This window comes from Synechococcus sp. Lug-A (assembly GCF_024345655.1).
Taxonomy (GTDB): Bacteria; Cyanobacteriota; Cyanobacteriia; order PCC-6307; family Cyanobiaceae; genus MW101C3.
The window spans coordinates 169170-195617 of record NZ_JAGQBN010000001.1 but is presented as its reverse complement, the minus strand read 5'-3'; the positions used below and the strand labels follow the sequence as shown (position 1 = coordinate 195617).

The 26448-nt window shown below is 67.9% G+C and carries 25 protein-coding genes; 11 read left to right on the top strand and 14 right to left on the bottom strand.

The window, feature by feature from the left end; all coding sequences use genetic code 11:
• Positions 1-4 precede the first annotated feature (4 nt).
• Entirely contained in the window at positions 5-445 is a 441-nt protein-coding gene (locus tag KBY86_RS00940) for an OsmC family protein (protein WP_255139816.1), read from the bottom strand.
• A gap of 61 nt (positions 446-506) precedes the next feature.
• Between KBY86_RS00940 and KBY86_RS00935 the strand changes: the two genes are divergently transcribed.
• Entirely contained in the window at positions 507-983 is a 477-nt protein-coding gene (locus KBY86_RS00935; protein WP_255100805.1) for a DUF2721 domain-containing protein, read from the top strand.
• Positions 984-1366: 383 nt separating this feature from the next.
• Positions 1367-2194, top strand: a complete 828-nt coding sequence (locus KBY86_RS00930; protein ID WP_255139815.1) for a response regulator transcription factor — start codon at positions 1367-1369, stop codon at positions 2192-2194.
• On the opposite strand, the gene KBY86_RS00925 is transcribed toward KBY86_RS00930, so the two are convergent.
• Positions 2195-2422: a hypothetical protein gene (locus tag KBY86_RS00925; RefSeq protein WP_094512928.1), complete on the bottom strand. Its 228-nt coding sequence runs from the start codon at positions 2420-2422 to the stop codon at positions 2195-2197. It abuts the gene before it with no gap.
• A 126-nt stretch (positions 2423-2548) separates the two neighbouring features.
• Between KBY86_RS00925 and KBY86_RS00920 the strand changes: the two genes are divergently transcribed.
• The 3 genes from KBY86_RS00920 to KBY86_RS00910 all read left to right on the top strand — a co-directional run bounded on the left by KBY86_RS00920 (position 2549) and on the right by KBY86_RS00910 (position 4068).
• The gene (locus tag KBY86_RS00920) at positions 2549-3001 is read left to right on the top strand and encodes a secondary thiamine-phosphate synthase enzyme YjbQ (protein ID WP_255139814.1); all 453 of its coding nucleotides are present in this window, start codon (positions 2549-2551) and stop codon (positions 2999-3001) included.
• Positions 3002-3218: 217 nt separating this feature from the next.
• Positions 3219-3680, top strand: a complete 462-nt coding sequence (locus tag KBY86_RS00915; protein WP_255139812.1) for a hypothetical protein — start codon at positions 3219-3221, stop codon at positions 3678-3680.
• 97 nt (positions 3681-3777) lie between these two features.
• On the top strand, positions 3778-4068 hold the full coding sequence (locus tag KBY86_RS00910; RefSeq protein ID WP_255139811.1) for a 4a-hydroxytetrahydrobiopterin dehydratase: 291 nt from the start codon (positions 3778-3780) through the stop codon (positions 4066-4068).
• Between the two features lie 206 nt (positions 4069-4274).
• Here KBY86_RS00910 and KBY86_RS00905 read toward each other — a convergent pair whose 3' ends face one another.
• The 3 genes from KBY86_RS00905 to KBY86_RS00895 all read right to left on the bottom strand — a co-directional run bounded on the left by KBY86_RS00905 (position 4275) and on the right by KBY86_RS00895 (position 9100).
• Complete coding sequence (locus tag KBY86_RS00905; RefSeq protein ID WP_255139810.1) at positions 4275-5915, bottom strand: bifunctional aminoglycoside phosphotransferase/ATP-binding protein; 1641 nt, start codon at positions 5913-5915, stop codon at positions 4275-4277.
• Between the two features lie 22 nt (positions 5916-5937).
• The gene (clpB, locus tag KBY86_RS00900) at positions 5938-8553 is read right to left on the bottom strand and encodes an ATP-dependent chaperone ClpB (RefSeq protein ID WP_255139809.1); all 2616 of its coding nucleotides are present in this window, start codon (positions 8551-8553) and stop codon (positions 5938-5940) included.
• 121 nt (positions 8554-8674) lie between these two features.
• Positions 8675-9100 carry a hypothetical protein gene (locus KBY86_RS00895; protein WP_255139808.1) on the bottom strand — a complete coding sequence of 142 codons (426 nt, stop codon included), beginning with the start codon at positions 9098-9100 and terminating at the stop codon, positions 8675-8677.
• A 65-nt stretch (positions 9101-9165) separates the two neighbouring features.
• On the opposite strand from KBY86_RS00895, the gene KBY86_RS00890 reads away from it, so the two are divergent.
• Positions 9166-9387, top strand: a complete 222-nt coding sequence (locus tag KBY86_RS00890) for a hypothetical protein (RefSeq protein ID WP_255100823.1) — start codon at positions 9166-9168, stop codon at positions 9385-9387.
• Between the two features lie 292 nt (positions 9388-9679).
• On the opposite strand, the gene KBY86_RS00885 is transcribed toward KBY86_RS00890, so the two are convergent.
• The 9 genes from KBY86_RS00885 to KBY86_RS00845 form a co-directional block, all read right to left on the bottom strand.
• The gene (locus KBY86_RS00885) at positions 9680-10024 is read right to left on the bottom strand and encodes a c-type cytochrome (RefSeq protein WP_255139806.1); all 345 of its coding nucleotides are present in this window, start codon (positions 10022-10024) and stop codon (positions 9680-9682) included.
• A 145-nt stretch (positions 10025-10169) separates the two neighbouring features.
• Positions 10170-11192, bottom strand: coding sequence for an NAD(P)-dependent oxidoreductase (locus tag KBY86_RS00880; protein WP_255100824.1), 1023 nt, complete (start codon positions 11190-11192; stop codon positions 10170-10172).
• Positions 11189-12247, bottom strand: coding sequence for a uroporphyrinogen decarboxylase (hemE, locus tag KBY86_RS00875; protein WP_094512920.1), 1059 nt, complete (start codon positions 12245-12247; stop codon positions 11189-11191). Before hemE ends, KBY86_RS00880 begins: the two co-directional genes overlap by 4 nt.
• Before the next feature lie 26 nt (positions 12248-12273).
• A complete protein-coding gene (gene glgB, locus KBY86_RS00870) occupies positions 12274-14583 on the bottom strand; it encodes a 1,4-alpha-glucan branching protein GlgB (protein ID WP_255139805.1) in 2310 nt (769 codons plus the stop codon).
• A 52-nt stretch (positions 14584-14635) separates the two neighbouring features.
• The gene (locus tag KBY86_RS00865) at positions 14636-15334 is read right to left on the bottom strand and encodes a DUF3887 domain-containing protein (protein WP_255139804.1); all 699 of its coding nucleotides are present in this window, start codon (positions 15332-15334) and stop codon (positions 14636-14638) included.
• A gap of 19 nt (positions 15335-15353) precedes the next feature.
• The gene (locus tag KBY86_RS00860; RefSeq protein ID WP_315855823.1) at positions 15354-16946 is read right to left on the bottom strand and encodes a CocE/NonD family hydrolase; all 1593 of its coding nucleotides are present in this window, start codon (positions 16944-16946) and stop codon (positions 15354-15356) included.
• Between the two features lie 9 nt (positions 16947-16955).
• On the bottom strand, positions 16956-17264 hold the full coding sequence (locus tag KBY86_RS00855; RefSeq protein ID WP_255100827.1) for a hypothetical protein: 309 nt from the start codon (positions 17262-17264) through the stop codon (positions 16956-16958).
• Between the two features lie 65 nt (positions 17265-17329).
• Positions 17330-17719, bottom strand: coding sequence for a DUF4332 domain-containing protein (locus KBY86_RS00850; protein WP_094512917.1), 390 nt, complete (start codon positions 17717-17719; stop codon positions 17330-17332).
• A gap of 14 nt (positions 17720-17733) precedes the next feature.
• Complete coding sequence (locus KBY86_RS00845; protein ID WP_255139803.1) at positions 17734-18201, bottom strand: Ycf51 family protein; 468 nt, start codon at positions 18199-18201, stop codon at positions 17734-17736.
• Between the two features lie 68 nt (positions 18202-18269).
• On the opposite strand from KBY86_RS00845, the gene KBY86_RS00840 reads away from it, so the two are divergent.
• The 5 genes from KBY86_RS00840 to KBY86_RS00820 are packed head-to-tail and all read left to right on the top strand — an operon-like array spanning position 18270 to position 26448.
• Complete coding sequence (locus tag KBY86_RS00840; RefSeq protein WP_255139802.1) at positions 18270-22961, top strand: translocation/assembly module TamB domain-containing protein; 4692 nt, start codon at positions 18270-18272, stop codon at positions 22959-22961.
• A gap of 11 nt (positions 22962-22972) precedes the next feature.
• Positions 22973-23995 (top strand): ROK family protein, encoded by a 1023-nt coding sequence (locus KBY86_RS00835; protein WP_255139800.1) that lies wholly within the window; start codon positions 22973-22975, stop codon positions 23993-23995.
• Positions 23996-24007: 12 nt separating this feature from the next.
• Positions 24008-25318 carry a glutamate-5-semialdehyde dehydrogenase gene (locus KBY86_RS00830; RefSeq protein WP_255139798.1) on the top strand — a complete coding sequence of 437 codons (1311 nt, stop codon included), beginning with the start codon at positions 24008-24010 and terminating at the stop codon, positions 25316-25318.
• Positions 25315-25827: a dihydroneopterin aldolase gene (locus KBY86_RS00825; protein ID WP_315855822.1), complete on the top strand. Its 513-nt coding sequence runs from the start codon at positions 25315-25317 to the stop codon at positions 25825-25827. The genes KBY86_RS00830 and KBY86_RS00825 overlap by 4 nt, the downstream gene beginning before the upstream one ends.
• Before the next feature lie 24 nt (positions 25828-25851).
• On the top strand, positions 25852-26448 hold the full coding sequence (locus KBY86_RS00820; protein ID WP_094512912.1) for a triacylglycerol lipase: 597 nt from the start codon (positions 25852-25854) through the stop codon (positions 26446-26448).

The following is a 26448-nucleotide window of genomic DNA, read 5'->3' as shown; positions in this document are numbered from 1 at the left end:
TCGCTCATGCGGCCGGCGGCTGGTCTGAGGCGGGCGTGCCGGCGTGCTCCCAGATCAGTTCCATGGCCACGGCGCCTTCCAGGCTCTGCTTCACCGGGCAGCTTTCCGCCGCGCACTGCAGCAACTGGCGATGATCCGCCGCCAGGCCCTCCGGCAGGGTGATCCACACCGTGAGCGCCTCGATGCGGCGTCGACCGGAGCGGGTCATCGTTTTCTCAACCCGGGCCCGGCTCCCCTCCAGCGCCCAGCCGTGCCGCTGGGCCGTGATGCCCATCACCGTGAGGATGCAGGTGGCCAGGGCCGTAGCCACCAGATCGGTGGGGGAGAAGCGCTCGCCCTTCCCTTCGTTGTCCAGCGGAGCATCGGTGAGCAGGGAGGAACCGGAGGGTTCATGCAGGGCCTGGCAGCGGAGCGAACCTTCGTACTGGCACTGGATGGTGGTCATCGCGGCGAGGCCGATCGTGTCTGCCCCTGAGAATGGCAGCGGAGTCTTCTGGCGGAATGCGATGACGGCCCCGGACATCCTCGTGCTCGCGGCCGGCACGGAAAGCACCGCAGCGGTCGCCAAGCTCTCCTATGCCATTCAGCTGTCGGTGGCGCCGGTGTTCCTGCTCACGGGCATCACCGGCCTGCTGAGCATGTTCACCCAGCGGTTGGCACGGATCGTCGACCGCACCCGCCTGCTGCAGGAGGCTCTCGCTCGGGGCACCACCCTGGAGGCGCGCCGCTTGCGCAAATCGCTGGATGTGCAGAAGAAGCGCATGTTTTTGATCAACCGCGCCATCTTCTGCGTCACCTTCACAGCGCTGCTGATCGCCGCGGTGGTGGCTGTGATGTTCGTGAGTGCGGTGGCGGTTTTGGATCTTGCCGCCATCCTGGTGCCAGCCTTCGTGCTGGCGATGCTGATGCTGATCGTGGGGCTGGTGCTTTTCCTGCAGGAGGTGCAGCTGGCGATTTCCCAGAATCCCAAGCGTTACTACTGAACCTGCCGATGCGCCAGGCGCAGTGACCGCGCGCTTCGGTATTGAGGCTTCAGGGCATTGCCTGGCCCGTGCGGTAGTGAAACTGAATGGGGCGCCAATGCGTTTTCAGAGGATTGCGTGTCTCCAGGCTGGTGTGAGTGACCGGTGTGGCGCAAAAAATGAGAAGAATAGGGTGCTGTTCTAACGGTGCCCGAGCGATGGCACGGCAATTCTTCTGCAATTCGCCATGGAAACGGCTACCCTCACACAACTTCGTTCTGTACGACTTTGCCCGGCCGTGCACATTTTCCCACCCGCCCAATGTGGTCGATTTGGCCCGTGTCGGGGGTGTTCCAGGCGGCTAACCGCCTTCAGATGGACCATGTCCCTGTTCTGTCCATCCCATGGCTGGCGTTGTTACCTCTGATACCCCAGTTGTCTGCACAAAGGCAACTCGACCATCTGCCGCTGCGGCATTCAGCGGCAGACTCGCCGGACGATTAATGGATTTCAACCCGTTCCTACAATCTGATCTGGAGCACGATGAAGCCACCAGGAAGCTACTCTTTGGTCGCTCGCTGCTGTGTGTGAGCGCTCGGCGCATGATGATCGGCCACATGAAAATTCTCCTGGAAAGTGTGGTCTGTTCACTGCATAGCGCCACTACTGAGGAGGCTGGCTTGAAGCATCTTCAGCAGCTCGTGCCCGATCTTGTGCTGGTGGGTGAATTCCTTGAAGGAAGCACGGGAATGGCTTTCATTCGCAGGATCAAGCATCGCTATCCCCACCTGCCGTGCCTGCTGATCTTGCAGAACGAAACATCGGACGTGCTGGAGGAAGCGTTCGCCTCGGGCAGTGATGGCATCTGCCTAGAGCGCTATGCGGGCCGGGGTTATATCGTCACGGCGCTCAAGGTGATCCTTGATGGCGGCATCTACATGGATGCCCCTCTGTTGACGATCATGCTGAAGGGTACGTTCAGCTCCGTTGGGGAAGTCAGAACACGGCTGACCCCCCGCGAACGCGATGTGCTCTGCAAGCTGGTGGAAGGGTACAGAAATGCAGAGATCGCTGCCCAGCTGCTCGTGTCCGTGGAAACGGTGCGAACCCACATGAAGGCGATTCGAAGCAAACTGGGAGCACGCAATCGCAACCATGCTGCCCTGATCGCCGTTACCACCGGGCTTGTGCGCTGGCAAAAGGGACCGAGCCAAGGCCGTGATCCCCTGTGATCATTTCTTGCGGCAATAGCCTCCGCCGATGTTCATCCAGCCCGACTGACAGGCTTCTCCATCCCGTGGACTCACGGTGTAAGAGGTGACCCCGAGGGTACTGCACTTGCCGTTGAAGGTGTCGACATACCCGAGCGGACACATTCCTTCTCGCTTCGGGATCACCTGCTGTGCAATGGCCCCGCCCGCCACAGCCCCACCCGCCAGCGGAACCATGAGCAGCGCCATCAGGCCAATAGGAAGCTGTGCGGCACGCCATGAAGCAAGGGGAAGGGGAGCCATTGGAAATCTGTTGTGATGGCGCAACCATAGAGACTAAAGATGACCCAACCATGACCGCCCGGCCTGTTTTCCATGCTCTGTCAGTACTGGTCGCAACTGCGAGTTTCCACCGAGGGTGAGGGCTTCACCGACCTGACATCTCAGTTGGCTGCCTGCGTGACCGCTTCTGGACTCCGCCAGGGCGTTCTCAATGTGTTGCTCCGGCATACCAGCTGCAGCCTGACGATCAATGAAAACGCCGATCCCCGTGTGCTGCTGGACCTTGCTGCGTTTCTGCAGGCGCTGGTGCCGCAGGAAGGGGTGCGCCCGCTCAGTGGGCAAGGCCGGCTGCGGCCCTGGGTGCATGACGACGAAGGCCCCGACGACATGCCGGCCCATGTGCGCACGGCACTGACGGCCAGCACCCTGTCGCTGCCGTTTGAGCAGGGCCGCCTGATGCTCGGCACCTGGCAGGCGGTTTACCTCTGGGAGCACCGCGCCGCTGGCAGTTGCCGTGAGCTGAGCCTCCATCTGCTGGGGGAATGAGCAGTCTTCAGGGGGGATGAACAGTTCCGGCGGAACACCGGCGAGGCTCGCGCCCGACTACGCCTATGCCTTTGGGCTCTACCTGTCCACCTCTGGGAGTGCCCGTCGCACCCCGAGGCCCTTGGAGACGCAGGCAACGGCAGAGACTTGCCGCAACACCGTGAGGCCATGGGAAGAGAGACCCCACGGCAGACTGACCCCACGGCAGAGTGAGGCCATGGAGAGAGCGCCATCCGCCCGGGCCCCGGTGCAGCCGGTGCCGATTCCTGCTTCTGCGCGCATAGCCGCTGGCTCCACGTCCCGGAGCGGCCAAGACCGCAGCCTCGGTTCTACCCCCGTCCCGGCCCCCGAGCCCAGCCGCGGCTGTAACGACGAGCTGACGGCGGAAATCCTGCGCCTGCGCTGTGAGATCACTCAGCTGCACTGCTCCATCGGCGCCCTCACCGCTGCGATCACCGCTCTGGCAAGCCGACCGCCTGGTTCCTTCATGGAGCCGCCAGCGGAGCTTGGGCCACCGGTGGCCACGGTCTCCCCCGCCACCCTGCTGGCACTGCGCAGCGGCGAACGGCTCAATGGTGAGGTGCAGCGTCGCCTGCGTCTGGGCGGCGATGCCGACAGCGACACCGAACTCGACCTCCTGATTGATCGGCTCCATGACCTCAGCGATGCCGGCTGCTGAACCAGAGGGCTGGCGTGCCCCCTGGGCGTGCTTCCACCCGCTTGCGCGCCTGGGCCTGCTTGCCATCCTGGTGGGAGCACTGTTCTGCGGACCTGTCATGGCGGCCCAATTGCTCACCCCTGAGGAGATCAAGGCACTGCCCGCTCAGCTGCCGGGCTGGAGCATGAGCAACGGCAAGCTCCATCGCACCTTTGTATTCGCCGATTTCAACGCCGCCTTCGGTTTCATGGCCCGGGTGGCCCTGCTGGCGGAAACTCTTGGCCACCATCCGGAATGGAGCAACGTCTACAACCGCGTGGTGATCGATCTCACCACCCACGATGCGGGGGACCTCTCCAGCCTGGATCGGGAGCTCGCGCGGCGGATCAACAGTCTGCTCACTCCCTGAGCATCAGATCCTGAAGGCTGGATCCAAGACGGCTGGATCTCAAGCAGCCGGATCTCAGAGGTACGGATCCATGACAGCTCCCGCCTCCAGGATTCCCGGGTTCAAGAAGCCCTGATCCAAGACCCTGGGTCCAAGAAGACTGGGACCGGGAAGATTGGGACCGGAAAGACTGGGACCGGAAAGACTGGTTCCGAGAGGGCTGAATCTCAATCCGAGCCATGACCTCTGGCCAGACTGGGCCCAGTTTTGGGCGTGTCGTCCGTGCCGCCGCAGCCGATCCGCTCCCAGAGCGACATCAGCAGCGTGGTCGGGTCATCACCGGCGCGGAAGCCCAGGGTGTGCCGCTGCTCCAATGGCGTGAGCGGTTCGACCTGGCTGCGTTGCAGTGCCGCCACGGCCAGATCGGCATCGCTGGGGTCGTCGTTGCGCTGCAGGCGCGTCCGCAGGCGTGTCTCGATCAGTTCAGCTGAGGCGTCCACGTCGACGATGCACCAGGGCACCCCCAGCTCCTGGGCCAGGGCGGTGGCCCGCTGGCGGCTGGCGAGGCGCAGGTGGGTGGCATCGAGCAGCACGGCACGCCCGGCCTTCAGGCCTGTGGCGGCCTGCTCCAGCAGCGCCGCTTCGGTACGGGCATGGGCTTCGGCGCTGTAAAGGCGGTCCCGCTGTTCACCGCTGGAGCGGGCCAGGGGGTCCAGCCCGAACAGCGCCTTGCGCACCCGGTCGCTGCTGATCGTCTCGGCGATCAACCAGGGAGCCAGCAGGGCGGCCAGGTGGCTCTTGCCGCAGCCCGAGAGGCCCCGCAGCAGGATCAGCGGCGGCGGTTGCAAGCCGGTGCGGGCATAGGCGAGTGCCAGCGACAGGTGGCCGCGCGCACCGCGTTCAGCCGCCAGGCGTTCGGTGGCGGCGCGGTCGTGCTCGGCCCAGCTGACCGTTTCCACCTTGGCCCGCACATGGGCCCGGTAGGCGCAGAACAGGTTGAGCACCGCCGGATCGATCGGGCGGCCGTAACCCGCCAGCAGCGCTTCCGCCTGCTCGGCATGGCCGCTGGCCTGAAGTTCCATCACCAGGAAGGCGAGATCGGAGGCGCCATCCACCTCCCGCAGCCCCGCATTGAATTCCACGCAATCGACGATCAAGGGGCCGGGCTCTGCCTCCAGCAGCACGTGCTCGAGGCGCAGGTCGCCATGGCCGTTCACGCCCCAGTCGGCGGCGATCCGTGTGGCCAGCGCGTGGCGCTGTCGGCGCAGCTGCGCGGCCAGGCTGCTCACCAGGGCAGCATGCACCGGGGCGGGAAACAGTGCGGGCACGGCGCTGGCGGTGGCCTGCACGTTGCTCGCCAGCACGCGGGCGAAGCGCCGGATGGCGGCGCGGCCATCCGCGCCGGGCCTGCCATTGGCCTTGTGAAAGCGGGCGATGACGCCCCCCAGGGCCCGCATCTGTGCGGCCGGCACGGGGCCGGCTTCGAGCCGGGCACGCAGGGTGCGCTGCCGATCAAAGCGCCGCATCACCACCACCGGCTCTCCTGCCAGCGCCCGCACGCCCAGGTAGATGGGGGCGGCCAGGCGCTGGTTCAGCCGCACCTCCTCCCGGCACCAGTGCCAGCGCCGCTCCAGGCTGCTGTAGTCGAGCAGATGCCAGAGCTGCAGCGGCTTCTTGAGCTTGTAGGCGTGGCGCGGAGTGAGGAACACCACGCTGATGTGGGTCTGCACCACCTGCACCTGCCGCTCGCTGGCCGCCACGCCCTGCCAGTCGGCCAAGGGATACACCGATGGCCGGCTGAGGGCAGCGATCGTGGCGGCCAGACTGGCCGCAGCCGCTGCGCTGGTCGGCGGGGGCGCGTCACTCATCGGCGCGCCTCCAGCAGGGGCCTCATGCGAGCGCAGGCTCCACCTGGCGCTGGGGTTGGAAGTGCAGCCGCTCGCCCAGCACTGACACCCCCACGCTGGAACCTTCGCCGTAGGTACCGGCCAGGATCGCCTTGGCGATCGGGGTTTCCAGCTCCCGCTGAATCGCTCGCTTCAGCGGCCGTGCGCCGTACACGGGGTCGTACCCGGCGGTGGCGAGCCAGTCGAGTGAGGCGGCATCGAGCTCAAGCCCGATCTTGCGATCGGCCAGCCGCAGCCGCAGCCGCTCCACCTGGAGCTCCACGATCTGGCGCAGTTCCTCGGCCCGCAGGCTGTGGAAGATGATCGTTTCATCGAGGCGGTTGAGGAATTCGGGGCGGAAGTGGCCGCGCAGGGCCTCATTCACCCGCCGCTCCATTTCGCCGTGGCGGGCTGGATCACCGGCCAGGTCGAGAATCGAGGCACTGCCGATGTTGCTGGTGAGGATCAGCACGGTGTTGGTGAAATCCACCGTGCGTCCCTGCCCATCGGTGACGCGGCCGTCATCGAGGATCTGCAGCATCACATTGAACACATCGGGGTGGGCCTTCTCCACCTCGTCGAACAGGATCACCGCGTAGGGACGCCGCCGCACCGCTTCGGTGAGCTGGCCGCCTTCCTCGTAGCCCACATAGCCGGGAGGCGCTCCGATCAGGCGGCTCACGGCGTGCTTCTCCATGTATTCGCTCATGTCGATGCGCACCATGGCGTCGGCGCTGTCGAACAGCTGGGCCGCCAGCGCCTTGGAGAGCTCGGTCTTGCCCACGCCGGTGGGGCCGAGAAACAGGAACGAGGAGATCGGCCGATTGGGATCGGACAGGCCGGCGCGGGAGCGTTGGATCGCATCCGCCACGGCGGTCACCGCCTGCTCCTGGCCGATCACGCGGCGGTGCAGTTCCGCTTCCAGATGCAGCAGCTTGTCCATCTCCGACTGCACCAGCCGCGCCACCGGAATGCCGGTCCACTTGGCGATCACCTCGGCAATGTCGTCTTCGGTGACCTCCTCGCGCAGCAGGGTCTTGTCGGCACCGGCGGCATTGAGCTCGCTCTCCTTGGCTGCCAGTTTCTTGTTCAGTTCCGCCAGGGTGCCGTATTCGAGCTGGGCCGCCTTGTTGAGGTCGTAGCTGCGCTTGGCCTGCTCCACCTGCAGCTGCACCTGCTCGATTTCTTCCTTGATGGCGCTGAGCTCGTCGATCGAGCCCTTTTCCTTCTGCCACTGGGCATTGAGGCCGCTCTGCTGCTCACTCAGCTCGGCCAGTTCCCGCTCCAGCCGTTCGAGCCGATCGCGGCTGGCCGCATCGGATTCACGGCCCAGTGACAGCTTCTCCATCTCCAGCTGCAGAATCTTGCGATCGATCTCGTCGATCTCTTCCGGCTTGGAGGTGATCACCATCTTCAGCCGCGCTGCCGATTCATCCATCAGATCGATCGCTTTGTCGGGCAGGAAGCGATCGGCGATGTAGCGGCTGCTGAGCACGGCGGCGGCCACAAGGGCGTTGTCGGCGATGCGCACGCCGTGGTGCACTTCGTAGCGCTCCTTCAGCCCGCGCAGGATCGAGATCGTGTCCTCCACCGTGGGCTGGTCCACGAACACCTGCTGGAAGCGCCGCTCCAGGGCCGGATCCTTTTCGATGTGCTGGCGGTGCTCATCGAGGGTGGTGGCGCCGATGCAACGCAGTTCGCCGCGGGCCAGCATCGGCTTGAGCAGGTTGCTGGCATCCATGGCGCCGCCGCTGGCGCCGGCCCCCACCACCGTATGGATCTCGTCGATGAACAGCACGATCTGACCTTCGGAGGCGGTGACCTCCTTGAGCACGGCCTTGAGCCGCTCCTCGAATTCACCGCGGTACTTGGCTCCGGCGATCAGGGCGCCCATGTCCAGCGACACCAGTTGCCGGTTCTGCAGCGCCGCGGGCACGTCTCCGTTGATGATCCGCTGGGCCAGGCCTTCCACGATTGCGGTCTTGCCCACGCCGGGCTCGCCGATCAGCACCGGGTTGTTCTTGGTGCGGCGGCTGAGGATCTGGATCGTGCGCCGGATCTCCTCATCGCGGCCGATCACCGGATCGAGCTTGCCGTCCTTGGCGGCCTGGGTGAGATCACGCCCGTACTTCAGCAGCGATTCATAGGTGCCTTCGGGGTTCTGATCGGTCACGCTCTGGCTGCCGCGCACGGCTTCGATGGCCTGACGCAGTTTCGTGGCATCCACGCCTGCCTGCGAGAGCAGCTGGCGGCCGCAACGGGCGTCGTTGGCGAGGGCGAGCACCAGATGCTCGATCGAAGTGAAGCTGTCGCCGAATTCCTTCTGCAGGGTGGCGGCGTGATCCAGCAGCAGGTTCAGCGCCTTGCCGAGGTACACGCTCTCGGGCGCGGTGGCGAGGCTGGGCTGGCCGGCGATGAAGGCTTCCACCTTCTCGGTGAGCACGGCGGGGTTCACGCCGGCCTTCTCCAGGATCCGCCCTGCCAGCCCCTGCTGGGCCAGGAGTGCGGCGAAGAGGTGCTCGCTTTCCAACTGTTGCTGGCGTTTCTGCTGGGCCAGCTGCTGGGCGGCCACGATGGCGGCCCAGGCCTTTTCGGTGAAGGTTTCGGCGGTGGGGTGCATGGCAGGGTGCGCGCGTTGCGCCGTCGGGGGGAGATGAAATCACCCTATGAATCACTTCTGCGCTGGGCTCAGAGGGAGCACCGAACCGATACCCACAGAAAACCCCCCATGGCGCCCGCGATCACGGCCCTGTGGCGGCGGGAAGCGGGAACTGCATCCGGCGCAGACTCTCCGCCCTGGTGCAACGGCGCACGGGGCAGCCATCGGGCCCATAGATGGCATCGGCCGCGGAGAGGCAGCCCATGCCGTTCTTGCCTGGCACCTGCTCGGGTTTGAGCTGCAGCGGCTGCAGGTTGGAATCAGGGGTGGGCGGCAGCCGTGGGCAGCTCTTCAGCGGCGCTGTGGAGGGGCCGATCGCCTCTGGCTGGTTGGGAGACGGGGTCTGGGCGCGGGCAGGACCCGCCGCTGGCCCGAGCAGGGCGGTGGTGAGGGTGGCCGCCGTGGTGAAGGCAAGCGCTGCCCGGCAGACGAAGCCATGGCGCTTGCAGCGCCTGTTGAGAACGCTGTGGCCCCCCGGCTGGCGAAGCGGCGGGGCTGCGGGACTCATGGCCATGGAGGTAGGGGGGCGCCTGCCTAGTCTCGTTGGCCAGGCCATGGATGGTGCGCCCGCCGATGACAGCCCTGCCCCCTGATTCCATCCCGACCGATGAGCTGGTGAGCCGGCTGGCGGAAGAATCGCGGCTGTTCGATGCCACCGCCAGGGATCCGGAGCGCAACTGCTGGCTGGTGGTGCACCGGCATGCCCACGGCGTGTTGCCCAGCGAGTACGACATCCGCGATGTACCGGAAGACCTGTATCTGGCCGTGCTCGCCCGCCGCAAGCAGCTGGGCTGAAGGCCGTGCCTCAAGGCGCTGGGCTGGCTGTGACGACGCGTGGCAGGCATGGCGCGGGTGTGCTGCCCCTCGAACACCAGCACAGGAAGCTCACGGCAGCTGGCTGAGCGGCGGATCGCCGGACGGCATTGCCCTACCGGTTGATCCGCCCAGGCTTCCGCGCGCTCACACAGAAAATCCGCCCCGGTGAAGAGGCGGATGGCAGATGGAGGCTCAGGCCAGGCTCAAGGATGGGCCGTGAAGATCAAAGCCTTGAGGGGCCCGAGCCTGACAGCGCGAGCGGAAGCAGAGCTCAGGACCAGCCTTCCGAGGACTTCTGCTCGACGTACGCAGCCACATCGGCGATGTCAGCTTCGGTGAGCTTGCCGAGGAAAGCGGGCATGGCGTTCTTGCCTTTGGTGACCTGCATGGCGATGGCAGCCTCGTGATCGGCGCTGTAGTCAGCCAGGTAGGCCTCGAGGGCTTCTTTCTTGAGCGTGCGCTCGGCGTTCACGACGTTGCCGCCGCCCATGTGGCAAGCCGCGCAGTTAGCGGAGAACACCTGGCCGCCATGGGCGACATCCGCGGCGAACGAAGGAGACGCGGAACCCAGCAGAAGCGCCAGGGCAAGGGCAACAAATGACAGCAGACGGCGCATCGAAAGGCGTGCAACGAGAAGAAGTTAGGGTCTCGTCCCCACGCGGCGCTGCAGCACGCGGGAGGATCGAAACAATCTCGTTACGCAAGCGGCGCGTGGCGCCAGCTGAGGTGGGCTGCCGTCAACCGGTGTGGCGGCCCAGCCTTCAGCCCACCGCGCCGCGATGCGGCAGGCCAGCGGCGTCGAACACCCGCTCCAGGGTGGGGGCATGGCTCACCAGGCCGAACCGTTCCGGCGGGCTGACCGGGCTGTGGATGAAGTGGCGCTGACGGATGCTGAAGCGATCCCAGGCGTTCACCTCGATCGGCAGCACCTTGATCAGGGCTTCGATCAACCAGCCGCTCAGGGCCAGGCCGAACGGCGGCCGCCAACACTGGCGCCAGCGGCACAGGCTGGTGATCGCCCCATCCACCGTGACGGCGGGCTGACCGAGCACGAGGCGCCGCACCGGCCCCTGGCCGGGTTCGCTGTTGGGCTGGTGCGGCTGCAGGCACAGGTGGACGCACACCCGGCTGATGTCCACGGCATGAATGAAGTGGAAGCTGGCCTCCGCCCTCAACCAGCGCGCCAGCCACAACCAGCGCACCCCCTCCTGCAGACCGGCGGTGAGGTAGCTGGTGGGGAAGCGATCACCCGGCTGCACCGAGCCGCCGAACACCAGCGTGGGGAACACGGCCACGATCCGCTCCGCCAGCGGGTGCTGCTCCAGCTGCTGCAGGCACAGGGCCTTGGTCTGGATGTACTCGGTGCCGTAGGCCTGCGCTTCCGGCAGCAGCTGCAGGTTGCGATCCAGGATGCTGGCGGTGGAGAAATAGATCACCTGCTGCAGCCGTTCGGGATCGGTGCGGCCCAGCAACTCCTTCACCGCCACCACATTCACCTGCTGGGCCCGCTCGGGATCGCCCCAGGCTGTGGCGGTGTGGATGATGCGGTCGGCGGAGGCGATCGCCTCGGCATGGGGCTCCTGATCGCGCAGGTCGCCCACCAGCAGGGTGATGCGCGGATCGTCGGCCGGCAGGGCGGTGAGCTTGGCGGGATCGCGCAGCCAGAGCAGCAGCTCCACGTCGCTTTCGCGGTAGAGCTGTTCAGCGATCGTCTGTCCGACGCAGCCGCTGGCGCCGGTGATCAGCACCCGCTGGCGCGGGCCGGGCGATGCGGAACTGCTCAAACAGCCGCCCCGATCCACTCATTCACCGACTTGCCGGCTTCGAAGAACACGCGGGCGTTGTCTTCGGGGGTGCCGGGCAGGATGCCGTGCCCCAGGTTGAGGATGTGACGGCGGCCGCGCGCCTTGAGCACCGTGTCGACGATGCGGGCGCGGATCGCCTCAGGCGTGCCGAACAGCAGGCCGGGATCCACGTTGCCCTGCACCCCGAGGTGCTGGGGCAGACGGGCGCAGCCGTCGGCCATGTCCACGGTCCAGTCGAGGGAGATGAAATCCACGCCGGTGGTGGCCATGCGCTCCAGCACGCCGGCGCTGCCGGAGATGTAAAGGATCAGCGGGGTGTCCGGGTGCTTCGCCTTCACCTGGTCCACCACGCGCTTCTGGTAAGGAGCGGCGAAGGTGTCGTAGTCGATCGGGCTGAGCTGACCGGCCCAGGAATCGAACAGCTGCACCACCTGGGCGCCGCTTTCGATCTGGTAGCTCACGTAGGTGGCGATCGAATCGGCCAGGTGGCCCAGCAGCTGATGCAGCAGCGCCGGCTCCTGGAACGCCATCGCCTTGATCACGGCGTAGTTCTTGCTGCTCTTGCCTTCCACCGCATAGGCGGCAAGGGTCCAGGGAGCGCCCACGAAGCCGAGCACGGCCGCCTGGTTGCCCACGCTCTGGCGCAGCCTGCCCAGCACCTCGCCCACGAAGGGGAGGGCGGCGGCGGGTTCCAGCGGCCGCAGGGCATCCACCTGGGCCTGGCTGCGGATCGGCGGATCAATGATCGGCCCCTTGCTCTCGATGATGTCGAAGTCGATGCCGATACCTGGCAGCGGCGTGAGGATGTCGGAGAACAGGATCACACCGTCGGGCGCGAAGGCCTCAAACGGCTGCATCGAGATCTCGTAGGAGAGGTCGGGGATCTCCGAGCGTTCCCGGAAGCCGGGGTGGCGGTCACGCAGGTCGCGGTAGACCTTCATATAACGGCCGGCCTGCCGCATCATCCAGACCGGCGGCCGCTCCACCTGCTCGCCTCGGGCAGCGCGCAGCAGCAGGGGCAGGGTTTCGGCCATGGAGGGAGGGAATGCCAGCGGCGAACCTACCCGACCAGCCGGCCGGCTTCGGTGGATTCGTCACACAGGGCCTGGCTGCGGGCTTCATCGCGCTGCAGCACCAGCACGCTGAGAGGCGGCAGGCAGAGGTTGATGGATTGCTCGTAGCCGTGCATGGGGCAGGTATCGGTGAACTTGCCGCCGAGATTGCCGAGGTTGCTGCCGCCGTAACGGCTGCTGTCGGTGTTGAACACCTCGCTGTAGTAGCCCTCAAGCGGCACCCCCACCCGGTAGTGGGAATGACTCTGCGGGGTGAAGTTGGCCACCACCACCAGCCAGCGCCCAGTAGTGCTCTCCCGGCGCATGAAGCTGATCACAGAGTGGCGGTTGTCGCTGCAGTCGATCCACTGGAAGCCGTATTCCACGAAGTCGTCGCGCCATAGCGCTGGCTCTTCGCGGTAGAAGCGGTTGAGGTCGTCAACCATGGCCAGCAGGCCTTTGTGGGCGTCGTACTGGAGCAGATCCCACTGCAGATCGCCCCACACGTTCCATTCGGAGCGCTGGCCGAATTCCATCCCCATGAAGATGGTCTTCTTGCCCGGGTGGGTCCACATGTAGGCGAGAAGGGCGCGCACGTTGGCGAACTTCAGCCAATCGTCGCCGGGCATCTTGTGCAGCAGGCTGCTCTTGCCGTGCACCACTTCATCATGGCTGAGGGCCAGCATGAAGTTCTCGGTGTAGTGATACCAGATCGAGAAGCTGATGTTGTTCTGATGGAACTGGCGGAACCAATGATCCAGCTCGAAGTAATCGAGCATGTCGTGCATCCAGCCCATGTTCCACTTCAAGTTGAAGCCCAGGCCACCGATTTCGGTGGGCTTGGTGACCATGGGCCAGGTGGTGGATTCTTCGGCGATCGACAGCGCCCCCGGGAAATGATGGAAAAGCACCGCATTGGCCTGCTGCAGGAAGCGCACGGCCTCGAGATTTTCCCTGCCGCCGTATTCGTTCGGCAGCCACTCTCCATCCGGGCGGAGATAATCGCGGTACAGCATGGACGCCACAGCATCCACCCGGATGCCATCGATGTGGAACTCCTCGAACCAATACACAAGATTGGCCACCAGGAAGTTGCGCACTTCGTTGCGGCTGTAGTTGAAGATCAGCGTGCCCCATTCCTTGTGCTCGCCGATGCGTGAATCGGCGTGCTCGTAGAGGTGGCAGCCATCGAAGAAGGCCAGGCCATGGCTGTCCTTGGGGAAGTGGCCCGGCACCCAGTCGAGCAGCACGCCGATGCCTTCGGCGTGGCAGCGGTCCACGAAGGCACGGAACTCATCCGGGGAACCGAAGCGGCTGGTGGGGGCATAGAAGCCGGTGACTTGATACCCCCAGGAGCCATCGAACGGATGCTCGGCGATCGGCAGCAGCTCGATGTGGGTGAAGCCGCGTGCTTTCACATAGGGGATCAGGCGGTCGGCCAGTTCCGGATAGGTGAGCAGCCGGGCGCCTGGCTTGAGATCAGCGGCGGCCACCGGCGGCCGGGGCGTGCCATCGGGCTCAACGAAGGGTTGATCCATGGCCGCGTGCATCCAGCTGCCCAGATGCATCTCGTAGACGGCGATCGGCTGCTCCAGCGGATCGCGGCTGTCGCGCTCGGCCAGCCAGCCCTGGTCGGACCAGCGGTACTGGCCCAACTGCGCCACCACCGACCCCTGCTGCGGTCGCACCTCGTGCTGGAAGCCGTAGGGATCGGCCTTCTGATAGCAGTGCCCGTGTTGATTGCGGACTTCGTATTTGTAGATCGTTCCCGGCATCAGCCCGGGGATGAACAGCTCCCAGATGCCACCGAGGCGCAGCTGCATCGGATGGTGGCGGCCATCCCAACCGTTGAAATCGCCCAGCATCGCCACCGTGAGGGCATTGGGAGCCCACAGGGCGAACTGCACGCCCGCCACACCATTGCGCTCGCACACATGGGCTCCAAGCCGCCGCCAGATGTGGTGGTGGTTGCCTTCGGCGAAGAGATGGCGATCAAGCTCGCCCATCCACTCTTCACGGAAGGCCCATGGGTCGTGCTGCTGGTGCTCGATACCTGCGCGTCGCACCCACAACTGGTAATTCTGGGCGGGATCGTGATCCAGTTCCGCTTCGAACAGCCAGCGGTGATGGGGGCACTCCATCGCCAGCGACTGGCCATTGAGACGCAGTTCCACCCGTTCGGCCTCGGGCATCCAGGCCCGCACCACCCAGTGATCGCCGAGAGGTTGGGGCCCCAGCACCGCAAACGGATGATCGTGACGGCACTCTTCGAGTTTCTGACCGTCTTGGACCATCCAGTCGAGGCTGGCGGGAGCCATGGGCGCACATGCGGGCGAGCCGGGAGCTTAGGCCGCCCACCTGCTCCCCGCCTCAGCGCGGCGGGGTGGTGGGGAAATCGATGCCGATGATGTGGCCGGCGGAATCGAGGATCACGAACAGGTTGTCGGTGAGACGACTGAACTGGGTGGTGACGAGCACCAGCTGCTGGTCACCACCCTGACTGGCCACCAGGGTGCCGCGCACCCGCTGGAAGGGGCCGGTGCGTTTTTCCAGGTTCTGCCAGCGGTTTGTGAGTTCCTGCGCGGAGATCTGCTGCTGCAGCTCCAGCGACAGCATGCTCCGTGCCGTCACCACTTCGCCACGGCTCACTGCGGAAACGAAGCTGCTGGCGATCTGACGGATTGGTGTGCTGCTGCGCTCCCACTCCCAGGCCAGTAACCGGCCCCGTTCGTCGACCACCAGCACGATCTTCTTTGCGCCGCTGGGGGTGGTCAGCTCCGCTTCCACCGTGCTGTCGTCCACCCCACTCACAACCTCGAGCACCTTGCTGCCGAGGATCCTTTCCTGGCCCTGCAGGCGCTGATTGACCTTTTCAACGGTCGTGGATTGGCGCAACTCCGGAGCCAGCTGCTCGTAGATCGCCTGGCTGTTCCTCTGGCCGATGGCCGTGAGCAGGTTTTCTGCTGCACGCTTGGCGTCGGCCTGGGAGAGGCTGGTAGTGGCCAGTGCCGCCGGCCCCGAGAAGCCGGCCAACAGGGCCGCAGCCAGAAGGGCTGAACGTAGAACCATGGCAGTCAGAGGGTTGGGATCAGCAAAGTTTCGCCGACGTGAGCGGCTTGAGGTGCAACTGCGCCTCTTGGAGACTGAACTGGAGGGTGATCACCCGATGGTCGGGACCTGTGCGGCCCCTGGGGTGATAGCCATCGCCGGGATTGACGGCGATCTGCGGCCATGCCGCCGCCGCCAAAGACAGGCGCAGGCATTCGCCGGCGCGAAGCGTGGCCAGCAGGGGCTGGAACTGCAGCCGGCGTCGTTGCACGGTCAGGGCATCGTGGCCGAGCCAGCGACTCACCCCTGTGCAGAGCTGCAGCACCTGACTGCCACCGGCGCGCACCACCGAAAGCGCCCCACACAGGTCGTGGCCGAGCTGATCGGCGGCCAGATCCACCACCAGCTCTGGCCTGCCGCACAGCTGCACATCCTGCGCGAGAGGCGCCGAGGTGAAACAGGCCACATCGCTGCGCTGGTCGATGTCGCCCCTCTCCACCAGGCCGGCCTCCAGGGCCAGATGGCCACCACGGCCGGGGCAGGGCCGCCAGGGGTCGTGCACCAGCCACACCGCACCACCCCCCTTCCCGGCCTCTGTGAGCTGCCCCTCATTTGCATTGATCGCCGCCAGCCCGCCGCTGCGTAGGCCCCACACCAGGGAAGGATGAGGAGCGGCCGGGGCAGGGACCCAGGCCCCGCTGGTGAGGTCGCCTAGTGCGCAGGCAGCCGGCATCTTGGTGGGCTCACGGCCACGCAGATGCCGGTCGAAGAAGGCCAGCTGCAGCTGATCAATTCCGCCGTTCCAGTTCAGATGGGTCCAGGGACCCACCAGCAGTTTCGCTGAGCCGCCGCACGCCCGACTGCGTTCAAGCAGGTCAAGCACGCCGCAAAGATGTGGGTCGAGCCAGCCGCCGATCAGCAGCATGGGCTGGCGCAGCAGGGCCGGCGGAGGGTGGTGGCAACGCCAGCCGTGCGGTTCCCGGGGATCAAGGTGCAGCCAGCCGAGCCCCATGCCGTTGGGGTCGTGGCGCTCCAGTAGCGCCATCCCCTCCATCAGGAACTGCCCGTTCTCCAGGCTGCGGCGGATCGCCTGCCAGGCGTCGTGGTCACCGCGGCGGCGCACGGTTTCTGCGGCCAGCTGCAGTGCCCAGCCCAGCCCCAGCGCCCAGCGGTGTGCGCCCCCGTCGCTAGCCCAGTGAAGCCGTTCATCGAGGCCGGTCATGGCCGGGGCCATGGCATCCGGTGGCGCCGTGTCTGCGCTGCCCAGCACCTGGGTGAGGCCCTGATAGGAAAAGCCGTAGGTGCCCACCTTGCCATCGGCGAACGGCAGGCTGCGCGCCCATTGCACCGCGGTGGCCCCATCCAGGGCCTCCTGGGCGAATCCTTCGAACTGGCCGGCCGAATCGCCCCGACCGCGCACGTCCTGCACCACCACCGCATAGCCCTGCTGGGCATACCAGTGGGGATGGGCGGCGGTGATGGTGGAGGCGATGGCCCGGCCATAGGGCTGGCGCACCAGCAAAACCGGCCAGCGCCCAGGCGTGCTCGGCTTCCAGACGCGGCTGGCCAGCTTCACCCCATCGGCGCAGGGCATCCAGGTGTCGCTGGACTCCACCGGCAGGGCGTCAGGCACCGGTGCGGCTCAGCGCACGTCTGGGCAGTAGAGGCCCACCACGTAAGTCGTCAGCACTTCGGCGTCCTGAGTGCTGACGTTGCGGCTCTGGGCCACCATCGCTACAGCCTGGGGGGAACTGGAGCGGACGCCCTGGGCATTGAGGGCACGCAACTGACTGCAGAGGTTCTGGGCCACCTGCGGATTCTGTTTGACCGATTCGAGCAGGGCGGAAGCGGCACCGGCTGGAGCGGCTGCCAGTACGGCGAACGATGCGAGTGCGGCTGTGAGGGAGCAGAGCGCATGGCTGGTGTCTCCCCAGCGACGGGTGTAAATCAATGCAAGACCAAGGAGGGAGTGCTCCCATTCCAGTGAGATGGAGGGTGGGGCAGGGGCGCGGCGGGTCAGTTTGGGGAGCGACTGGATGCCTTGCGGGCCCGAAGGATCCAGCCGCGCACGGTGTCACGGTCGATTCTGGCAAGAGCTCCTGGCCGCAGGGCCCGCTCCAGCCGGGTGAGCTGCACCTGCAACCGTTCCGGTGAGCATTCCGCCAGAGCGGTGGCTGTGGCAATGCCGGCATGGAGCAACAGGGCCGCATCACCGGCGTCGAGGGCGAGCGCCTCCATCAGCCTTGCCTGGCCGCGCAGACGCGTCAGCCGCTGTTCGGAAGCCCCCTGTCTCGCCAACTGGCGCAGGGCCCCGTCCTGGAGCCGGGCCAGGCTGGCCCACTCCCGCACGCCGGCGGCCTGGAGTTGCTCCTGCTCCAGATGGAAGTGCTGGGGCAGGGGATACATGGGGGCGGGGACGTTCAGGGCTTGATCACCACCACGGTTCCATCGCGGCCGCGGGTGGCTTCCGCCAGCACCACGGGCTTGCTCACGCCTGGTGCCACCGTTTCCACACGCCGCAGGCGCACATGAACGCTGCCGTCGGTGGTGATGCGGCCACTGCCGCGCAGGTTGCGGGCCACCTGCTCCACGGTGGGCCCGTAGGAGGCTGGGCTCAGATCGGCGCCGGTGGTGGCCACCACCAGGTTGGTGCCGTTGTCGAACACGATCGGAGCGTTCACCGCCCCTTCGACCTTCTCACGGGGGTTGTAGCTGATCGCGAAGGCCCAGCAGGAGAGTGACAGCAGCACAGTGAAGCTGGTGACCCCCACCAGCCGGAAGCGGATCCCCCAGCTGGAGATGAACCCCACCAGGGTCGCCACGGCCAGCACCGCGCTCGCCCCCGCGAGCCACTGCCCGGCTTTGAGCAGGATCGGATCGGCAGGCATGGGGGCTGGGCGGCAGGGGATTCAACTTATATATTGCGGCCACCTCAGGCGGTGATAGAAGCGAGCCGATGGGGGACGACGCTGAGCGCAATGCAGGGGCCGTGGCAGAGGCCGTGGGCCGGCGGCGACGGCGCCGCCCATTGGTGGTGGCCACAGTGCTCGGTGCAGGCCTGGTGGCCACGGGCTGGTTCGGCGCCGATCACATCGGCCGCAGCCTCTACGACCGCTGGCGCCCCGACCTTGAACGTCAGTTGACCCGCGCCCTGGGTCATCCCCTTGAACTCGGCCCCTACGACGGGCTGCGGCCCTGGGGCATGGCGATCGGCGCCAGCCGCTTCAGCCCCGGCCCCAATGACGGGTCAAGTGTGAAGGTGCGCTCCCTCACTGTGGGGCTGGATCCGTTGGGAAGCCTGCAGACCTGGACCCCCACCCTCCAGCTCACGGCGAGGGGCGCCGAGATGGATCTCGTCCGCAATGCCGCCGGCCAGTACTGGGTGTTCGGCGGCACCGTCGCCGGCCGACAGCCGCCGCGGCTGAACCTGAACGTGCACCTCGCCGATTCCACGCCGGTCACCATTGCCCCGGCGGGGCTCCACCTGCGGCTGCGGGGCTCGGTGGCGGTGAACCTGCAGAAGCGCCTGGTGAACTGGCGCCTCAACGGCTCGCAACGCCTGCCCCGCAAGCCTGAGCCGGCGGCTCTCGCCGGACGGCCTGCAGCCGGCGACGGGCTGAGGCAAGCCGTTGGCGCTGCTGCCGGCCGCCTGCGCGCCGAGGGCCGCTTCCAGTGGGACCGCCGCGAGCTTGATCTGGCGCTGCGGCTGCGGCAGGTGCAGCTCGGGCCCCTGGCGGGCCTGTTGCCGGCCGGCATCGGTTTCGCGCGGCCAGGGGTTGCCGGAGGGCGCCATCTCAGCGGTCGCGCCGATGGCCGCCTGTCGTTTTCGCTGACACTGCCGCAGCAAGCCGGTCGCTTCCGCTGCGGCGGCAACTTGCGCCTGGGCGGACTGCAGCTGCAGGACCCCCAGCTGCCCGCCCCCTGGCAAGCCGACAGCGCCCAGCTGCGCTGCCGCGACGACCAGATCAGCCTCGATCCCATGCGCTGGAGCATGGCCAACTGGCGCGGCAGCGCCGCTGGTTCGCTGGTGCCGGGCCGTTCCTTCGCCCTCACCGGCGGTGCTGAAGATCCCCGGCGCGGCGATCGCCTGCAACTGCAGGTTCAGGGGCCCTGGCTGCAACCAAGAGTGCAGCTCACCGGCCGGGTTCCGCTCGGCAAAGGCACGCCCACCAGCCCGGCACCGCTGGCGCTCAGCGCCGATCTGCAGGTGGACCGGCGCCGTTCCCTGGCAGTGGACTTGCGGCGTTTACAGCTGACGTCCGGCCGTTCCCAGCTGGTGGCCGACGGTGCGCTCTGGCCCAGGCTGGCGGTGCGCAGTCGATCGGGCTCGCTGCACCCCAGCCTCTGGAGCGCCGCCCCCTGGCTGGGCTCGCTGCTGGGCCGTCAGGAGCCGCTGTCGCTGGAGCTGGAGTCGTCGGGAACGCTGCTGGCCCCACGCCTGCAGGGCTCGCTGGCCCGCCAGGGCCGCCCGCTGCTGAGCCTCGACCTGCTGGCCCGTGCCGCCTCCGCTAGGGCGGGTGGCCGTCCTGCCGTGCCCAACACGCTCACGGCCGTGCTGCGGGCTCCGGCCGGTGTGAGCGTGGAGGGTCGGTCGGTGCTGGGGGCCACCATCGCGCAGCTGGGCTGGAGGGACGGGCTGCTGCGTCTCGACGACCTGACGGCGCCGGGCTTTACCGCCCAGGGGCGCCTGCCGCTGCGCTGGCAGAACCGCCGCGGGCTGGTGGCGGGTGATCTTGACCTGCTGCTCGACCTGCCCGCCTATCCCCTGCAGCGCCTCAGTCCGCTGGTGGGAGTCCGCCTGTTCGGCACGCTGGGGGCCCGCGGCAGCCTGCGCGGTCCGCTGGCGGCCTTGCGGCCCGACCTGCGCCTGGAAGTGGCCGACCTGGGCAGTGGTCCGCTGCAACTGCGGGAACGCTGGACCGGGCGGCTGGTGGCGGCCGGCAGCGGCAGCCAGCTGAGCATGCGCTCCACCGGCACCGCCCTGCCCGGCTCGCTTACCGCCAGCCTCGATACCTCCTGGTTGCCGCGGCAGGTGAGCCTGCAGCGCCAGGGGGGCACGCTCGCGCTCAATGGCAGCCGGGAGCAGTACCGCTGGCAGGCCCGCGGCCTGCCCCTCAACGGCCTGCGCCTAGAGACCACCCGAGGAGGCCGCCGCGAGCCGCTGCAGGGGCTGCTGAGCGGTCAAGGGGTGGTGGGCCTGGCGCCGCTCACGATGAACGGCCGGGTGCAGGTGGAGCGCCCGGCGCTGCTGGGGCTGCTCGCCCGCGAGCTGGTGGCCGAAGGTGACCTCCGCCAGGGCCGCTACCGGCTCCGTGGCCGGGTCGATCCGCTCAGCGGTGGCCAGCTCAGCCTGCGGGCCACCGGCAGTGGCGGTGGCCCGCTCCAGCTCGCCTTTGAAGGCCGTTCGCTCACCAGCGCCTTCTTCGAGCAAGTGCTTCAGCTCCGCGCCCGCACCGGCGGGGTGGTGGGTCCGCCCCATGGACGCGCCAGCGATCTGGGTGTGCTGGCGATCGACACCCTGGGCGGCACCGTGGCCGATCAACTGGCAGCTCTGGCGGCGGCTCGCGCCCGGCTCGAGGACTCCGCCCAGGCCGGCATGGCGCCCAGGCCGAAGTTCCGCACCGATCTGCTGCGCGGCCTGGTGGATCTCGACGGCACCCTGGCCGGACCCAACCTCGCCGCGCTCAGGCTGACCCTCAACGCCAAGGGTCACCTGTGGCTGAAGGGCGACGACCGCGATCAGGCCCTGCAGCTGGAGCCCTTCGTGGTGCGGCTGCAGGGGCCGCTCGGACCCGGCCTGGGCCAGTTCGCGCTGGAAGGTCTTTCGCTGGGGCTGCTGGCTCTGATCACGCCGGTTCCCAATGGGCTGCGCGGCACGATCGATCTGGAAGGCCGCTTCCGGATCGGTGGCGCGGGCCGGCCTGGGTCCGCACCGGAGCCACAGTTCACCACCCGGGTGGCCCTGCGCGACGGCTCGCTCAACGGCATGCCGCTTGTGCTCCAGAACGCCCAGGTGAGCCTCGATGAAGCCGCTGTGTCGGCCCAGGCCTCCCTGCGTGGGGATAGTGCCGCCGACAGCGTGGATCTGAGCGCGCGGGTGCCGCTGGATCCCGCCAGCGACGGCCTGCGGTTGCGGCTCTCCAGCCGCGGCGATGGCCTGCGCTTCCTCACGGCCCTGGGCGGCAAGCAACTGCTCTGGCGTAGGGGCAGCGCCGATCTGGAGCTGCTGGTGCGCGGCAGCCTCGACGACCCCTCCGCCAACGGCTTCCTGCGCGTCCGAGGCGGCGAGCTGCTGCTGGCCGGTCAGGAGGTGACCAGGCTGGAAGCCACCGTGCTGTTCGACTTTGAGCAGCTACTGGTGCAGGAGTTCAGCGGCCAGGTGGGGCAGAAGGGGGCGATCAAGGCCGCCGGCAGCCTGCGGCTGTTCACCCCGTTGCCGGAGGAGAAGCCGCTGCAGGTGGAACTCACCACCGCCCGCCTGAGCGTGCCGCGCCTCAACGCCCAGACCGATGCCTTGCTCACCGTCACCGGCACCCTGCTGCGGCCGCTGGTGGGCGGAGAGGTGAATGTCAGCCGCGGCAAGCTCAACGTGCAGCCCGGTCAATTAGCCCAGTCGGAGCAGATCGAGGGCGGCGAAGGCAAGACCGTGGCCGTGAGGCCTGTGGCGATGCAGACCCTGCTGGAGTCGAACTGGGACTTCCAGCAGCCGCTGGTGCTGATGGGGGCAGGTGTGGACACGGGTTCGGGAGAGGCGCTGCGCAGCTCGGTGCCCGATCTTTCCTATTTCAAGCTGGAGGATCTGCGCCTGAACCTTGGCCCTGATCTGGAGGTGGTGATGCCCCCGGTGGCGGCCTTCCGCACCACTGGTCTGCTCACCCTCAACGGGCCGATCGACAGCAGCCTGCAGGCCCGCGGTGTGGTGCGCCTTAGGGGCGGCCGCCTGACGCTGTTCACCACCACCTTCACGCTCGATCCCGATGCGCCCAACGTGGCGGTGTTCACCCCGTCGCTGGGCCTGGTGCCCTTCCTCGACATCGCCCTGCGCACCCGGGTGTCGAACAGCCTGGAGGTGGGCCGCAGCCCGGGCTTCGTGACTGAACAGGACCTGCGCGGCGGCTTCACCCCGCTGGACCAGCTCAATCTGGTGCGGGTGGTGATGAAGATCAGCGGTCCGGCCGACCGGATCGGTGAATCACTGGAGCTGCGCAGCAATCCGCCGCTGTCCCAGGAGCGGCTGGTGGCCTTGATCGGTGGTAATTCGCTGGCGGGCCTCACCGGGGGCAATGCGGGCGCGGCCCTGGCCACTGTGCTGGGCCAGTCGTTGCTCTCACCCCTGGTGAGCACGCTCACCGATGCGCTTGGCCAGCGTGTGAGCTTCGCGATCTACCCCAGCTACGTGGTGCCAACCGACAGCCAGAATCCCAACAGGGGCAATGGGCGGGTGCCCTCCCAGCTGGTGCTGGCCACCGATTTCGGCCTGGACCTTACCGATCGGATCAACCTCTCGATGCTGGCGGCACCGAACCGCAGCGACATCCCCCCCCAGTTCACCCTGCGCTATCAGGTCAACGACACCTACGGCCTGCAGGGATCGGTGGATGCGGAAGGTCGCTGGCAAACCCAGCTGCAATTCTTCTTCCGGTTCTGAACGCCCCGCCCATGGCCGATGCCCCATCCAAGGCCTCAACGTCCGCCATGGCTGCCAGCGCGCTCGAGGCTTCCGCCCTAAGCCTGGCCTGCACGGCTCCGCGGCCCTCTCCCCTGCCGGCAGCCTCCGCGGCAGATCAGGCCATCGGGGTGGATCTCGGCGGTACGGCCATCAAGCTGGCCCGCGTTGACCGCAAGGGCCAGGCCCTGGCAGAGCTGGAGCTGCCCACCCCCCAGCCACCGATGCCCGGCGCCGTGTCCATGGCGATCGCCGCGGCGATCGAGCAGCTCGACCCAGAGCGGCAGGCGGCCGTTGTGGGCGTGGGCGTGCCCGGCCCGGTCGATGCGTCCGGTCGCGTTGCCCGCATCGCCATCAACCTGCCGGGTTGGCGCCGGGTGCCGCTGGCCGACTGGCTGGAGGCCCGACTCGATCGGCCGCTGGTGCTGGCCAACGATGGCAACTGCGCCCTGCTGGGCGAGGCCTGGTGCGGCGCGGCGCGCGGCGAGGACAACGTGCTGCTGCTGACCCTGGGCACCGGCGTCGGGGGCGGGGTGCTGCTGGGCGGCCAGCTGTTCACCGGGCCCCACGGGGCGGCGGCCGAGCCGGGGCTGATCGGCGTGGATCCGCAAGGTCCCGACTGCCACAGCGGCAACCGGGGCTCGCTGGAACAGTTCTGCAGCATCAATGGCCTGCGGCGCCTGTCGCTGCTGGAGCCCCGCGAGCTCTGCCGCCGTGCCGACGCGGGTGAGGCCGATGCCCTGGCGGTGTGGGACCGCTACGGCCAGCTGCTGGGCACGGGCCTCAGCTCCCTGCTCTATGTGCTCACGCCTGAGCTGGTGCTGCTCGGCGGTGGCCTGAGCGGCGCCAGCCACCACTTCCTGCCGGCGGTCTGGCGGGAGGTGGAGCAACGGGTGATGCCGGAGAGCCGCGAGGGCCTGCGTCTGCGCCGTTGTGCCCTCGGCAACGGGGCGGGCCGGCTCGGCGCCGCCCGGCTGGCCTTCGATCGTCTCGCGCCCCTGCCGCCCACCGATTGAGAAGATGGGGCCATGACCAGCCCCGTTCCTGACCCCTCCCCAGAACTGCTGCAGCGCGCCCTGGCGGTGCGGCGAGCGGCGGGTCAGCTCGCCCAGAGCAGCGACGCCGAGCGCCAGGCGGCGCTGGAGGCGATGGCGGCGGCACTGGAGCAGGCGTCCGCTGAAATCCTGGCCGCCAATGCGGCCGACCGCCAGGCGGCACAGGCCGATGGCCTGCCGGCGGCGCTGGCGGCACGGCTGGTGCTCGATGGCCCGAAGCTGGCGGCGGCCGTGGCGGGGGTGCGTCAGCTGGCGGCCCTGAGCGACCCGCTCGGCCAACGCCAGTTGCACACGGAGCTGGATGAGGGCCTGGTGCTGGAGCGGATCACGGTGCCGCTCGGGGTGGTGGGGGTGATCTTCGAGGCGCGCCCCGATGCGTTGGTGCAGATCGCATCGCTGGCGGTGCGCTCCGGCAATGGCGCCCTGCTCAAGGGGGGCCGGGAAGCCCGCCTGAGCTGCGCCGCCATCCACAGGGCCCTGCAGCAGGGCCTGGCCGCCAGTGCGGTGTCACCGCAGGTGCTCGATCTGCTCACCTCCCGGGAGGAGAGCCTCGCCCTGCTCAAGCTTGAGGGCCTGGTCGATCTGATCATTCCGCGCGGCTCCAATGCCCTGGTGCGCTTCATCCAGGACAACACCCGTCTGCCGGTGCTGGGCCACGCCGACGGCATCTGCCACCTGTACGTGGATGCGGAGGCCAACAGCGAGGAGGCGCTGCGGGTGGCCCTGGATTCCAAGATCCAGTACCCCGCCGCCTGCAACGCGATCGAAACCCTGCTGGTGCATCGCGCCATTGCTGCTGATTTCCTGCCGCCGGCGGTGGCGGCCTTCGCGGCGGCGGGGGTGGAGCTGCGCGGTGATCCCCGCGCCTGCGCCCTCGGCGTGCCGCTCCCCGCCAGCGACGAGGACTGGGGCACGGAGTATTCCGATCTGGTCCTGGCGGTGAAGCTGGTCGACGACCTGGAGGCGGCGCTGGCCCACATCGCCCACTACGGCTCCCGCCACACCGAGGCGATCTGCACCGCCAATCCAGCCACAGCCGAGCAGTTCCTGCGCGCCGTCGACAGTGCCGGGGTGTTCGCCAATTGCTCCACCCGCTTCGCCGATGGCTTCCGCTACGGCCTCGGGGCGGAGGTGGGCATCAGCACCCAGACCCTGCCCCCGCGTGGGCCGGTGGGGCTGGAGGGCCTGGTCACCTACCGCTACCGCCTGCGCGGCCATGGCCAGACCGTGGCGGATTACGCCCGCGGCGATCAGCGCTTCATGCACCGCTCCCTCCCCCTGTGACTGCCGCCTCAAACCCGCCCGGCAAACCCGCCAGCGCCACGCCCAGCCACCCCATCGTTGAGCCTGCCGGCCACCCCGCAGGCTTTGGCGCGGACGCCATCCACGTGCGGGGCCTCCGGCTCTGGGCCCATGTGGGGGTGCTGGAGCGGGAGCGCCTGCTTGGCCAGTGGTTCGAGCTGGATCTCACCCTCTGGTGGCCACTGGCGCGGGCGGGGCGCGCCGATGCTCTGGGTCTAAGCCTTGATTACGGCGTGGCGATCCAGGCCCTGCAGCGGCTGGCCCGGGAGCTGCGCTGCCTCACCCTGGAGGCCTTTGCGGAGCAGACGCTCAACACGATCGAGCGGTTGTACGGCCCGGTGCCGCAGCGGCTGGAGCTGCGCAAGTGCCGGGCCCCTGTGCCGGGCTTCAGCGGCAGCGTGGCGGTGGAGCGCTGGCGGCACGCGGAGCGGATCGGCCAGCCGGCGGGGCTGCCTGCTGCACCTGCCACTTCTGCTTCCAGCGGCCACTGAGCCCCCGGCCATCAGGATGGCCCGATGACGGCGCTTCCCCCCCTTGTTCTCGTCCACGGTCTCTGGGACACCCCACGGCTGTTCGCACGGCTGACCCGCCAGCTGGCCGGCGCCCGCGACCCGCTGCTGATCCCCCACCTGCCCCACCGGCTCGGGGCCACCCGCATGCGGCCTCTGGCGGAGCGGCTCGGAGCGGCCATCGAGGCGGCCTTCGGCCCGGATCAGCCGATTGATCTGCTCGGCTTCTCCATGGGCGGAGTGATCGGTCGCACCTGGATCCAGCTGCTGGGTGGCCATCAGCGCACGCGGCGTTTCATCAGCGTCGGCAGCCCCCAGCAGGGCACGATCGTCGCCCAGCCGTGGCCCTCCTGGCTGGTGGGCGGCATCGCTGAGATGAAGCTGGGCAGCCCGCTGGTGCGCGAGCTCAACGGGGATCTCAGCGGCCTTGAGGGGGTGGAGTGCCAGAGCTACTACTCGCCTCTGGACCAGGTGGTGATACCGGCCTGGCGGGGCGTGCTGCCGGTGGGGCCGTGCACACCGCTGCCGCCCACCCTGCACCAGCACATCCTCAGTGACCCGCGCTCGCTGGAGGCGCTGCGGCAGGTGCTGCTGGCCCCCTGA